This window comes from Nocardiopsis prasina DSM 43845 (assembly GCF_000341265.1).
Lineage (GTDB): Bacteria > Actinomycetota > Actinomycetes > Streptosporangiales > Streptosporangiaceae > Nocardiopsis > Nocardiopsis prasina.
The window spans coordinates 1-12,009 of record NZ_ANAE01000115.1 but is presented as its reverse complement, the minus strand read 5'-3'; the positions used below and the strand labels follow the sequence as shown (position 1 = coordinate 12,009).

At 72.9% G+C, this 12,009-nt stretch carries 11 protein-coding genes; 7 read left to right on the top strand and 4 right to left on the bottom strand.

Annotation, left to right across the window (positions count from 1 at the left end):
- A partial coding sequence (locus tag D452_RS28145) for a S8 family serine peptidase (RefSeq protein WP_017544361.1) occupies nt 1–736 on the top strand: 736 nt, incomplete at its 5' end.
- Nucleotides 737–949: 213 nt separating this feature from the next.
- Here D452_RS28145 and D452_RS0111820 read toward each other — a convergent pair.
- Together D452_RS0111820 and D452_RS30700 are read right to left on the bottom strand one after the other, a co-directional pair.
- Entirely contained in the window at nt 950–1,816 is an 867-nt protein-coding gene (locus D452_RS0111820; protein ID WP_017544360.1) for a Rossmann-fold NAD(P)-binding domain-containing protein, read from the bottom strand.
- Nucleotides 1,813–1,959 (bottom strand): hypothetical protein, encoded by a 147-nt coding sequence (locus tag D452_RS30700; protein WP_160167876.1) that lies wholly within the window; start codon nt 1,957–1,959, stop codon nt 1,813–1,815. Before D452_RS30700 ends, D452_RS0111820 begins: the two co-directional genes overlap by 4 nt.
- A 129-nt stretch (nt 1,960–2,088) precedes the next feature.
- On the opposite strand from D452_RS30700, the gene D452_RS0111810 reads away from it, so the two are divergent.
- Nucleotides 2,089–2,937: a helix-turn-helix transcriptional regulator gene (locus D452_RS0111810; protein WP_040693608.1), complete on the top strand. Its 849-nt coding sequence runs from the start codon at nt 2,089–2,091 to the stop codon at nt 2,935–2,937.
- 235 nt (nt 2,938–3,172) lie between these two features.
- On the top strand, nt 3,173–4,321 hold the full coding sequence (locus D452_RS0111805) for a glycerol dehydrogenase (protein WP_017544357.1): 1,149 nt from the start codon (nt 3,173–3,175) through the stop codon (nt 4,319–4,321).
- Nucleotides 4,322–4,367: 46 nt separating this feature from the next.
- On the opposite strand, the gene D452_RS0111800 is transcribed toward D452_RS0111805, so the two are convergent.
- Nucleotides 4,368–6,338, bottom strand: a complete 1,971-nt coding sequence (locus tag D452_RS0111800) for a M3 family metallopeptidase (RefSeq protein ID WP_017544356.1) — start codon at nt 6,336–6,338, stop codon at nt 4,368–4,370.
- A 222-nt stretch (nt 6,339–6,560) separates the two neighbouring features.
- Here D452_RS0111800 and D452_RS0111795 point away from each other — a divergent pair, with 222 nt between their 5' ends.
- Both D452_RS0111795 and D452_RS0111790 read left to right on the top strand, forming a co-directional pair.
- Nucleotides 6,561–8,327 carry an ABC transporter ATP-binding protein gene (locus D452_RS0111795; protein WP_017544355.1) on the top strand — a complete coding sequence of 589 codons (1,767 nt, stop codon included), beginning with the start codon at nt 6,561–6,563 and terminating at the stop codon, nt 8,325–8,327.
- Nucleotides 8,324–10,069 (top strand): ABC transporter ATP-binding protein, encoded by a 1,746-nt coding sequence (locus D452_RS0111790; protein ID WP_017544354.1) that lies wholly within the window; start codon nt 8,324–8,326, stop codon nt 10,067–10,069. Before D452_RS0111795 ends, D452_RS0111790 begins: the two co-directional genes overlap by 4 nt.
- Before the next feature lie 107 nt (nt 10,070–10,176).
- Here the strand turns inward: D452_RS0111790 and D452_RS0111785 are convergent, their stop codons facing one another.
- Complete coding sequence (locus D452_RS0111785; protein ID WP_233515827.1) at nt 10,177–10,680, bottom strand: GNAT family N-acetyltransferase; 504 nt, start codon at nt 10,678–10,680, stop codon at nt 10,177–10,179.
- Between the two features lie 206 nt (nt 10,681–10,886).
- On the opposite strand from D452_RS0111785, the gene D452_RS0111780 reads away from it, so the two are divergent.
- Both D452_RS0111780 and D452_RS0111775 read left to right on the top strand, forming a co-directional pair.
- Nucleotides 10,887–11,453 (top strand): DNA-3-methyladenine glycosylase I, encoded by a 567-nt coding sequence (locus tag D452_RS0111780; RefSeq protein WP_017544352.1) that lies wholly within the window; start codon nt 10,887–10,889, stop codon nt 11,451–11,453.
- Nucleotides 11,454–11,497: 44 nt separating this feature from the next.
- A partial coding sequence (locus D452_RS0111775) for an SDR family oxidoreductase (protein WP_017544351.1) occupies nt 11,498–12,009 on the top strand: 512 nt, incomplete at its 3' end.

Genomic DNA, 12,009 nt, shown 5'->3' with positions numbered 1-12,009 from the left:
CTGGGGCGGCGCGAACGCGGACGCGCTCGCCGAGGGCATCACCGACGCCGTCTCAGAGGGGGCGGACGTCGTCCTGGTGGGCGTGGCCATCCCCTTGGGCAGCTCCGCGCTCGAAGCGGCGGTGGACACCGCCGTCGAGGAGGACGTCCTGGTGGTGGCGCCGTCGACGGCCATGGTCGGGCGGGACGCCTACGCGGCCGTACCGGCGACCCGCGGTGAGGTGTTGGGGGTGACGGCGACCGGCACGGAGGGCGCTCCGCTGATGCCGCCGCCCGCCACGGCGGACGGCCGGATCTCGACACCCGACCTCAGCGCGCCCGGCCAGTCCGTGCTGAGTCTGGCCCCCGGCGGTGACGGACACGCCGTCGCCGAGGGGGACGCGGTCGCGGCGGCGTTCGTGGCCGGGGTGGCCGCGCTGGTGCGCGCGCAGCACCCGGAGCTGAGCGCCGCACAGACCGCCGAGCGCCTGGTGATGTCGGCCTACCCGGACGCCGGTGCCGCGTTCGGCACGGGGTTCCTCGATCCGGTGGGCGCCCTGACCAGGTCCATGGGCCCGCGTTCGGGTGACGGGGCCGAGGCCCAGGAGTTCGCACTGGACCTGCCCGCCGAACCGCAGCGCGGCCTCGTCATGGCCGTGGTCGGCGCGACCGCGCTGCTGGTGTTGATCTGTTCGGTCGGAGCCGCCGCCGTCCGTCGCCGCAAGGCCAAGGCCGAGGCGGCCGCAGCCACCGCCTGAGCCCCTCAGCGCGCTCGTGCGACGGGCCCCACCGGAAGTCCCGGTTGGGGCCCTTCGCGTTCAGGGGGTCGGAGGGGCCGAGACTCCCCCTTCAGCGCGTCGGGGAATTCGCCCGTGCCCACGCACCGAAAGCGCGCGGCCCGTTCCCTGTTCAGCTTCTTGCAGTCCGCCCTGAAGCGGGGAGGGTAGCGCCTCCCCCTGCCGGTCCGCCCTTCAGTGCTCAAACCCTCCGTTCCCACCCAGCCCGATTCGGTGCTCCCGGACGAAGGCGTCGAAGCTGCGGGGCGGGCGCCCGGTCAGATCCAACACCGCTGTGCTGACCTGGTCGTGCAGGCCGCGTCTGATGCCGTCCTCGACAGCGGCGACGGCGGCGGCGAACTCGGAGGGCATGCCCGCGGCCCGGTAGGCGAAGGCCTGCTCCTCGGTCCCGACCGTCACCACCCGGACCGTCCGACCGGTGCGGGCGGTGATGATCGCCGCCGCGTCCCGGTAGCTCAGGGCCTTCGGCCCGGTGAGCAGGTAGTCACGCTGGCTGTCGGGCTCGACGCCGGGATCGGCCAGCAGGGCGGAGGCGGCCGCCGCGACGTCCCTCGCGTCGATCCACCCCACCGCGCCCTCACCGGCGGCAGTGTGCACCTCACCGTGCCGCAGGATCCGCTCGCCCACCGGATGGGGGCTCAGGAAGTTCTGCATGAACCCGGAGGCCCGCAGCACGACCCCGCCCGGCCGGGCTCGTACCCGCGCGGCCATCTCCACAGCACTGGGAGCGTTCGGCAGCACGATGGCGGAGCCAAGGAGCACGACCCGGCGCACACCGAGGCGTCGCGCCTCGGCCAGGAACGGACCGACAGACAGAATCGGGTCCACGGAGTTCACCGGAGGGACGAGGAAGATCCGGTCCATCCCGCGCAGGGCGGCAGGGTGGGTGGTCGGGTCCGCCCAGTCGAACCGGACCGCGTCGGGGTCGTCGGCGGACGGGTGGCGGCTGGCCACTCGGACCGGTACGCCGTTGCCGCGCAGTAGTCTCACCAGCGCGCCACCCGTCTTCCCAGTGCCGCCCGTCACCAGGACGCCGGTCATCGGACAGCTCCCCAGCGCAGCGAGGCCCCGGAGGCGGGCAGGGGCACGGCGGTGCCGTCTTTCTCCAGGTCAGCGACGTTCGTGTCCTTGATCAGCATCAGGTTCAGCGGTCGGCGCATCGTTTCCTCGGGAATTCGAGGCATGGTGTTCTCCCAGGTTCAACGGACTGTGCAGCCCACACTGGACGCGGACCAGCGGTCGGGGAACGGACGGCTGAGCCCCGGACCGCCAGTCCGTGGCTGGACCGACCGCCCCGTGCCACCATGACCCGGGTGAGCAAAGATGACCTGGGCGACTTCCTGCGCCGTCGACGGGACTCGCTGCGCCCGGACCAAGTGTCGGCGGCCCACCCGCCAGGAAGACGCGCCCGGCGCGCTCCGGGGCTGCGCCGCGAGGAGGTCGCCGAAGCGGCCGGCGTGTCGGTCAACTACTACGAACGCCTGGAGCAGGCCCGCGCCTCGCGCCCCTCCCCGGAGGTGCTGACGGCGCTGAGTCGGGCACTGCGGCTCACCGTCGCGGAGCGTGAACACCTGGCGCGGCTGGCCGGCCAGATCCCCCTCAGCACGAACACTGATCGGGAGCCGGTGCCCGACGACGCCCGACGGCTGTTGGAGCGGCTCGGGCCGATCCCCGCCTACCTGGTCGACCAGCGTCAGGACATCGTGGCCTGGAACGGCACGGCGGCCGTGTTGATCACCGACTTCGGGCTGCTGCCCACCGAGGAACGCAACGTCGTCAGGGTGGCCCTTCGTCTGCGGGACACCCTGTGCTCGGCACCAGAGAGCACGGAAGGCGAGTTCGTCCGGCGGTCTGCGGCCCAACTGCGTGCGGCCAGCGCCCGTCACCCCGCCGACCGTGCCCTCAGTGAGCGGGTCAACGAGTTCGCCGCGCTCAGCGCGGACTTCGCCGCCAGCTGGCGCGACCACGACGTACGCCCGCTGTCCACGCTGCGCAAGCGCCTGCACCACCCCTGGGCGGGCGAGGTGGAGCTGGAGCGCCAGATCCTGCTGTTGCCCGGCACCGAACTGCAACTGGTGATGTACACCCCGGACCCCGGCAGCCCGAGCGCCGCCGCGATCGCCCGACTCGCTGCCCGGGGCGAGGGAGTCCAGCACGTGTGACTCGACGTCGCCGTGGGCGGCCCCGCTCGTTTGCGTGGGACCCGGACCCGCGCTTTCAGCGGGGAAGGGGCTCAGCGTCCGGGGGCCTCGTGCGCGGGGCACTCGGGCCGGGTCCCCGGAACCCGGCCGGACGGGGTGAGGCAAAGAACAGGGCAACCTGCGGTGCGTGACGTTTGGGGCCCCCATCCACCGGCCAGGCCGGGGGGAGGAACCACCAACCACAGGGGGAACTTCCATGGCCCAGAACACACCGTCCCTGCGTGTCTTCGCCTCGCCCGGTCGTTACGTCCAGGGCCGTGGCGCGATGGAGCAGCTCGGCACACTGGTCGGAAGGGTGGGAAGCAGGCCGCTGGTCCTCGCCGACGACGTCGTACGGAACCTGGTCGGCGCGACCCTGGAACGCTCCTTCGCGGAGGCCGGGATCCCGCTCACGTTCGAACGCTTCGGGGGCGTGCCCACCAGGACCGAGTCCGAGCGGGTCGGCGAGGTCATCGAATCGCAGGACCACGACGTGATCGTGGGCCTGGGCGGCGGCGCCGCGATCGACGCCGCGAAGGCAGCGGGCGCCAACGTCGGGGTCCCCTGGGTGAGCGCCGCCACGGTGGCCTCCACCGACGCGCCCACCTCCGCCCTCTCCGTGGTCTACACCGAGAAGGGCGCCTTCGAGTCCTACCGCTTCTACGACCGCAACCCGGCTCTGGTGGTGGTCGACACCCAGCTGGTGGCCCAGGCTCCCACGAGGTTCCTCGCCGCGGGCGTGGGCGACGCCCTGGCCACGTGGATCGAGGCCCGCGCCCTGCGCGGCACCGACTCCACGAACATGGTGGAGGGGCTCCCCACCCGCGCCGGGACCGCCCTGGCCCAGCTGTCGTGGGACATCCTGTGGGAGTCCGCGCTCCCCGCGCTCGACGCCGTGGACCGCGACCTGGTCACCCCCGACGTGGAGGCCGTCGTGGAGGCCACCACGCTGCTCTCCGGCCTCGGCTTCGAGTCCGGCGGCCTCGCCGCCGCGCACGCGGTGCACGACGGCCTCACGGCGGTGGACGAGACCCACCACCTCGCCCACGGCGAGAAGGTCAACATCGGCTCCCTCACCCAGCTGTTGCTGGAGGGCGCCGCCACCGCCGAGGTGGAGGAGTTCGCCGAGTTCACGGCCAGGGCCGGACTGCCCACCACGCTCACCGAGGCCGGGTTGGGCAACGCCGACGACGCGCTGCTGGACCGGGTGGTCGAGGCCGCGACGGCCCCGGAGGAGACCATCCACAACCTGCCGTTCACCCCCTCCCACCGGGACGTGCGGGACGCCCTGCGCGCGGTGGAGGGGGTCGGCCGCCGGGTACGCAAGCGCGCCGGGCTGGGCGAGCCCCGCGCACCCAAGCAGTGAGGCCGTCCCCCCGCGGTCCGCCGAGCGGGCCGCGGGGGGACGCTCCCTAGTTCAGGCCCTTGCGGGTGAGGAGCGGGCCCATGCCGGGCTCGCGACCGAGGAAGTCGGTGACCGCCTCCATCGGGTCGACGCTCCCGCCCCGGGAGAGCACCTTCTCCCGGAAGCTGTCGCCGCCCGCACGGGTGAGCCCGCCGTGCTCCTTGAACCAGTCGACGCTCTCCGCGTCCAGCACCTCGCTCCACACGTAGGAGTAGTAGCCCGCGCTGTAGCCGTCGTCGGAGAAGATGTGCTGGAAGTACGTGCTCCGGTACCGGGGACGCACCAGCGGGTGCAGCACACCGGCCGCTTCCAGGGCGCGCGCCTCGAAGGCGGCGGGGTCCTCGACGGTCTCGCCGGGCGCCAGACGGTGCCAGGCCCAGTCGAGCAGCGCCGCTCCCAGGTACTCGAAGGTGCCGACCCCCTGGTTGAACTGGCTGGCGGCGGTCAGCCGCTCCACGAGCTCGGCGGGCACCGGCTCACCGGTCTCGTGGTGCCGGGCATAGTGGGACAGGACCTCCGGCCACAGCGCCCACATCTCGTTGACCTGGGACGGGAACTCCACGAAGTCACGCGGCACGCTGGTGCCCTCGACCCGGGGGAACCGGACCGCCGACAGCAGCCCGTGCAGGGCATGGCCGAACTCGTGGAAGGCCGTCTCCACCTCGTCGAACGTGAGCAGGGTGGGCCCGGAGACGGGCTTGGCGACGTTGAGGTTGTTGACCACCACCGGCCGCTCGTCGAGCAGGAACGACTGGTCGACCAGGTTGTGCATCCACGCGCCGCCGCGCTTGGTCGGGCGGGCGTAGGGGTCCAGCAGGAACAGGCCCAGCGCGGTGCCGTCGCCGTCGAAGACCTCCCACACGCGCATGTCGGGATGGTAGCCCTTCAGGTCCGGACGCTCGGTGAACGTGACCCCGTAGAGCAGGGTCGCCGCGTGGAGGACGCCGTCCTCGATCACCCGGCCGAGCTCGAAGTAGGGCCGCAGCACGCTCTCGTCGAAGTCGTACCGGGCCTTGCGCACCTGCTCCGTGTAGTACGGCCAGTCCCACGGCTCGATGTCGTGACCGGCGTACTCGGCGAGCGCCTCGGCCTCCTTCTCGACGTTGCGCCGGGCCGGACCGACCAGCTGGCCGAGCCGTTCCTCTACCGCCTCCACGGTCTTCGCGGTCTGGTCCGCGACCTTGTAGGCGGCGTGGTCGGAGTAGCCCAGCAGCCGGGCGCGCTCGGCGCGCAGCTCGGCCATGCGGGCGCCGATCTCCAGGTTCTCCGGGGCCCGTTCGGCACTGAGCGTGTACAGGCGCTCGCGGGTGGCGCGGTTGGTGAGCTGGGCCAGGGCGGGCTGCACGGTCGTGTTCAGCAGCGGCAGGACGTACTCGTCGCCCTGCTTGATCGCGCCCAGGCGCGCCTCGTCCAGTCCGTCGAGGTCGGAGACGTCCGTGGTGACCAGGGCGGACTCCCCGGTGGCCCGGACGACGTTGCGGGAGAACTCGGTGCCGAGCTCGGCGAGGCGCGCGTTGAGCTCGCGCAGCCGCTCCTGCTCGTCCTCACCGAGGTCGGCCCCGGCCTTGACGAAGTCGAGGCGGTAGCGCTCCAGCAGCCAGGCCTCCTGCGGGTCGTCCGTGCTGACCTGCTGGATGCGTGCCCACAGGTCGCGGTTGAGGGAGATCGCGTCCCGGTGCCGGGTGGAGCGGGGCGCGATCTCCTTCTCGATCTCGCGGATGCCGTCGCTGGCGTCGGAGCCGGTCAGTGTGTGGAGTACGACCTCGACTCGTCTGAGGGTCGCGCCGGAGCGCTCCAGCGCGGCGATGGTGTTGTCGAAGGTCGCGGGCTCCGGGTCGCGGGCGATCGCGTCCACTTCGGCGAGGTGTTCGGCCACGCCCTGTTCGAAGGCGGGCAGGAAGTGCTCCTCGCGGACCGCCGCGAAGTCGGGAAGACGGTAGGGCAGTTCGCTGGGTGACAGGAACGGGTTGGCGGTCAAGGGGTGGTGCTCCTCGGTTCTTTGAGGGTGGGGCGCTCGTGCCGTTCTACCGTGCCGCCGACCACCTGTCACCCCCTTACCCAGGGGGGACGCCCGGTCACCGTATTCGGCGGCGTTCCCGGGCGGTCCGACCTGGAACACGCTCCTCTGTCGGGGGTCCGCCCCGGGCGCGGTCGGAGTCCTGGTTACATGGGCGTGATCCAGTGCACACGGAGGTGTCAGTTGCCCGAGACCACGGGTGTTCCCGGCCCCTGGGGGACCCGCCCGCTCCCCCGCTCGGCCCTTCCCCCCACCGGGACACCCGACCTGCGCGGCCCCCTGCGCTATGTGTGGTGGCTGATCACCTCCCAGCCGTGGCGGGTGCTGCGCGGCTCCTTCTACGGCACCCTGTGGATGGTCGGGCTGGTGTTCCCGCCCTACCTGCTCGCCCGCGCCATCGACGACGGTCTGCGTGCCGAGGATCCCCGCGCCCTGGTCCAGTGGGCCGGGATCACCGCCGTGGTGGCGGTGGCCACCGCGACCGTGTCGATCCTGCGGCACCGGACCATGTCCCTGGTCCGGGCGGACGCCGCGCACCGGACCATGCGCGTGATCACCCGGCACTCCACGGTGCTGGGCGCGTCCCTGTCCCGTCGCGTCTCCTCGGGCGAGCTGTCCACGGTGCAGGCCTCGGACGTCCTGCGCATCGCCCAGATCCTCACCCTGACCGGCCCCGGGGTGGGCGCGGTCGTCGCCTACGCGGGCGTCTCCGTCCTGCTGTTCACCATCTCGCCGCCCCTCGCCGCGGTCGTCGTGCTCGGCGTCCCGGTGCTGGCCGCCGTCATCGGCCCGCTGATGGGTCGGCTGCACGGCCACCAGAGCGTCTACCGCGAACACCAGGGGCGCACCACCGCGCTCGCCGCCGACATCGTCTCCGGTCTGCGGGTCCTGTGCGGCGTCGGCGGCAGGGCGCACTTCGCCCGCCGCTACGAGGACCGGTCGAGGGACCTGCTCCACCAGGGCTACCGGGTCAGCGAGACCACCAGCTGGTTCCACGCGGTGAGCGCCTGCCTGCCCCTGGTCTTCCTCGGGGCGGTCACCTGGGTGGCCGCGCGCCTGGCGGTGAACGGGCAGATCACCGTGGGTGAGACCGTCGCCGTCTACGCCTACGTCGCCATCCTCATCCTGCCGGTGTTCTTCATCATCGAAGGGGCCAGCGCCATGATCGAGGGCCTCGTCTCCGTGCGCCGGACGCTCGACCTGCTCACCCTCGACCCTCCGCCCACCGGCAGCGGCCGGGACCTCCCCGGCCCGGAGGAGGGATCAGAACTGGTCGAACCCGAATCCGGGGTGCGTGTCCCCTCGGGCCTGACCACCGCGCTCGTCTCCGCCGGCTCCGGGGCCGCCGCCGTGGTGGACCGGCTCGGCCGCTACACGGCCTCCGAAGCCCTGTGGGGCGGGGTGCCGCTGCGCGACGTGGAGATCGGGGAGGTGCGCCGACGCGTGCTGGTCTCCGACAACGAGTCGTACCTGTTCGCCGGGTCGCTGCGCGAGGTCCTGGACCCGCACGGCGGCCACCCCGACGCCGGGATCAGGGCCGCCCTGCACGTGGCGGGCGCCGACGACGTGGTCACCTCGATGCCGGACGGGCTGGACTCCGCCGTCGAACCGCAGGGCCGCAACCTCTCCGGCGGTCAGCGCCAGCGGGTCCGGCTGGCCCGGGCGCTGCTGGCCGACCCCGAGGTGCTGGTGCTGGTGGAGCCCACCTCGGCCGTGGACGCGCACACCGAGTCCACCATCGCCGAGCGGTTGCACGAGGCCCGCACCGGGCGCACCACCGTGGTCGCCGGCACCACGCCCCTCCTGCTGGACCGGGCCGACCGGGTGGTGCTGCTCGTGGACGGGCGGGTCGCCGCGGTCGGCACCCACGGCGAGCTGCTCGCCGACCGACCCGACTACCGGGCGCTGGTGTTCCGTGGCGCCTCCGAGAACGAAGGGGACCCGGAATGAGCCTGCCCGTCGCCGACCGCGCGGAGGTCCGCCGCGACACCGTCCGGCTGCTGCGCGCCGAACGCGGACGGGTGGCCGGGGTGGTCCTGCTGACCTGCCTGGCCACCGGCGCCGGGCTGGTCGGCCCCTACCTCCTGGGCCGGATCGTCAACCTGGTGGAGGCGGGCACGGCCACCCTGGGCACGGTGGACCGGCTGGCCGCCGGTGTGCTCGCGGCCGCCTTCGTGCAGCTCCTGCTCACCCGGTACGCGCGCCGCGCGGTCTACCGGTTCGGGGAGCACGTCCTGCGGCGGCTGCGGGAGGACTTCGTGGGCCGGGTGCTGTCCCTGCCGACCCGGGTGGTGGAGCGTTCGGGCACCGGCGACCTCACCACCCGCGTCTCCGCCGACGTGGGGAACGTGGGCAACGGCCTGCGCGGGGCGCTGCCGGAGATCAGCATGGGCGTGCTCCAGATCCTGGTCCTGGTGGTCGCGGTCACCTGGCTGCACCCGCTGCTGGGCCTGTGCGCGCTGCTGGGCCTCCCGCTGGTGTGGCCCGCCGCGCGCTGGTACCTCAGGCGTTCGCGCGAGACCTACCTGGCGGAGGGCGCGGCCCTGTCCGCCGCGTTGGAGGGCGCCACCGCCACCGCCGAGGGCGGCCGCACCGTGGAGGCCCTGGGCGTCCAGGAGGACCGTCGAGGGGTGACCGACCGGGACGTCGGTGTGCTGTACCGGGCCCGCCGGGGCAGCCTGCGGCTGAGGTCGGTGCTGTTCCCCGTCGCCGAGGCGGTCTTCGTGCTGCCCGTCTCCGTCACGCTGCTGGTCGGCGGGGCGATGTACCTGAACGGCGGGATGAGCCTCGGCGTCCTGGTGACCTGCCTGCTGTACGTGCAGCAGATGGTGGACCCGATGATCGGCGTCACCCAGAGGATGGAGGAGCTCCAGCGCGCCGGGGCGTCGTTCGCGCGCCTTCGGGGTGTGCAGCGGCTGCCGGAGGAGTCCGCCGACCCCGGCCGGGTACCGGCGGACGACCGGATCGAGCTGTCCGGGGTCCGCTACTCCTACGTGCCCGGCCACGACGTTCTGCGCGGGATCGACCTCAGTGTGCGTCCCGGGGAGCGGCTCGCCGTGGTGGGCCCCTCCGGCGCGGGCAAGACCACGATCGGCCGTCTGCTGTCCGGGGCGGACGCGCCGGGAGCGGGGCACGTGCTGCTGGGCGGGGTCCCCGTCGCCGAGCTGGCCCCCGAGGTCCTGCGCGAGCGGATCGTCCTGGTCAACCAGGAGCACCACGTGTTCACCGGCACCCTGCGGGAGAACCTGGCCATCGCGGCTCCAGAGGGCGTCGAAGTCGACGACACGACTCTGCTGCGCGCGCTGGACGCGGTGGACGCCGACTGGGCGCGGGGGCTCGCGGACGGCCTGGACACCCGGGTGGGTTCGGGCGGCGAGGCCCTGTCCCCGGCTCGGGCGCAGCAGGTGGCGCTGGCCCGCGTGGTGCTGCTGGACCCGCACACGGTGGTGCTGGACGAGGCCACCTCGCTACTGGACCCGAGGACGGCGCGGCACACGGAGCGGTCCCTGGCGGCGGTGCTGGAGGGCCGGACGGTGATCGCGATCGCGCACCGCCTGCACACCGCGCACGACGCCGACCGGGTGGCCGTGGTCGCGGACGGGCGCATCACCGAGCTGGGCGCGCACGACGAACTCATCGCGGCGGGCGGGGCGTACGCGGCACTGTGGAGTTCCTGGCACGGCACCGACTGAACCAGGGCCGTGCCAGACCGGACGAGGTCGGCGGGGCCGGGGGTGCTCCCGATCCGTGTCCCTCGGGCGGCTGCGGGGTTTCGGGACGGGCGACGGGGAGCCGACCCTCAGGGCCCCGTCTCCGGGCGTGGCGACGGGCGCTCGTGGATGAACTCCAGACCGTCGATATCGTCCCACTGCTCGCCCACGTGCTCGAAGCCGAACCCCGCGATGGTCGCCAGCGAGGCGGAGTTGTCCGGCCGGATCGAGGCCCGCACCACGGCGACCTCCGGCTCCGCGTCGGCCCTGCGGAGCAGCTCGACCACACAGGCCCGCGCGTAGCCCCGGCGCCGCATCTCCGGCACCACGGAGTACCCGATCTCCACCATCCGGCGTTCGTCCGGCGGCCCGTGGAAACCGGCGTGCCCCACCGCCCAGCCGTGGTCGGCGTCCACGACCACGCTGGTCAGCCAGCCAGCCCGGTCGGGGACCGCCTGGATCTGCCCCAGGCGGTAACGGCACAGCCAGCGCATCTCCTCGGTGGCGAAGTGCTCACCGAGCTCGACGCCCATGAGGGCGCTGGCTGTCTCCGTGTCCCCCTCCGCCAGGGCGGCGAGCACGGGTTCGGACATCGCCACCAGCCGCACCCTGGGTGCGCTGGGACGGGCTCGTGGTGCGCTCGGCGTGTCCCGAGGCGAGTCTGTGCCTGTCACCCTCCCATCCTTTCCCGACCGATCCACTCGATCAACGTGTTTCCCACCCGTCACCCGTCTCCCACCAACCGTCAGCGGTCTCCGGGACGATGGAGGCCACCCGACCACCGCACCGAGGAGCACCCGTGACCGACACCCACCGCTGCGCCTGGGCCCGGAACGCCTCCGAGCTCATGACCGAGTACCACGACGACGAGTGGGGGCGCCCCTCGCACGCCGACGGGTACCTGTTCGAGATGCTCGTCCTGGAGGGCGCCCAGGCCGGTCTCTCCTGGTCGACGGTGCTGAACAAACGGGAGAACTACCGGCGCGCCATGGACGGCTTCGACTTCGAGCGGATCGCCGCCTACGGAGAGGCCGAAACGGATCGGCTCCTCTCCGACCCGGGCATCGTCCGCAACCGCCTCAAGGTCGGCTCCGCGGTGCGCAACGCCCAGGCCTTCCAGCGGGTGCGCGGGGAGTTCGGCTCCTTCGACGCCTACCTGTGGGGGTGGGTCGAGGGCGAACCGGTGGTCAACCACTGGACCGCCCCCGAGGAGGTGCCGGTGACCACCGAACTGTCCGACCGGCTCAGCCGGGACCTGAAGAAGCGCGGCTTCAACTTCGTGGGCAGCACCATCGTGTACTCCTACCTCCAGGCCACCGGCGTGGTGGACGACCACCTTGAGGGCTGCCCGGCCAAGCCCGACTGATCCTTACCGTACGATGTACTGTACGCACTACGGAAGGATGCGTCTTGACCTTTCTCATCGCCGGGGCCACCGGTACCGTCGGCCGCGAGATCGTCCGGCAACTCATCGCCGCCGGGCACCCGGTGCGAGCACTCACCCGCGACCCCGAACGCGCCCGAGGAGCGCTGCCCCAGGGAGCCGAGGCGGTCCGGGGCGACCTCACCGACCCCGAATCCCTCGTGCCGCACCTCAGTGGCGTCGAGGGCCTGCACCTCATCACCTTCGGCGGGGACGACTACGCGCCGCTGGAGACCGGACCGCGACTGGTCGAACTGGCCGAGGCCGCGGGCGTGCGCCGGGTGACGGTGCTGTCCGACTTCTACGAGGGCGGCGTCCAGGAGGCCCTGCGCGCGAGCGCGCTCGCCTGGACCTTCCTCAACCCGGTCGAGTTCATGGCCAACCTCCTCGCGCACGCCGAGGAGATCCGCACCGAGGGCCTGATGCGGGTGTCCCGCGACCAGCCGAGCGCCATGGTGCACGAGGCCGACATCGCCTCGGTGGCGGTCAGCGCGCTCAC

Bases quoted from the DNA above. Each gene is read 5' to 3' on its own strand.
- D452_RS0111820 (WP_017544360.1), bottom strand. From the start codon at position 1,816: ATGACCGGCGTCCTGGTGACGGGCGGCACTGGGAAGACGGGTGGCGCG.
- D452_RS30700 (WP_160167876.1), bottom strand. From the start codon at position 1,959: ATGCCTCGAATTCCCGAGGAAACGATGCGCCGACCGCTGAACCTGATG.
- D452_RS0111805 (WP_017544357.1), top strand. From the start codon at position 3,173: ATGGCCCAGAACACACCGTCCCTGCGTGTCTTCGCCTCGCCCGGTCGT.
- D452_RS0111790 (WP_017544354.1), top strand. From the start codon at position 8,324: ATGAGCCTGCCCGTCGCCGACCGCGCGGAGGTCCGCCGCGACACCGTC.
- D452_RS0111785 (WP_233515827.1), bottom strand. From the start codon at position 10,680: ATGTCCGAACCCGTGCTCGCCGCCCTGGCGGAGGGGGACACGGAGACA.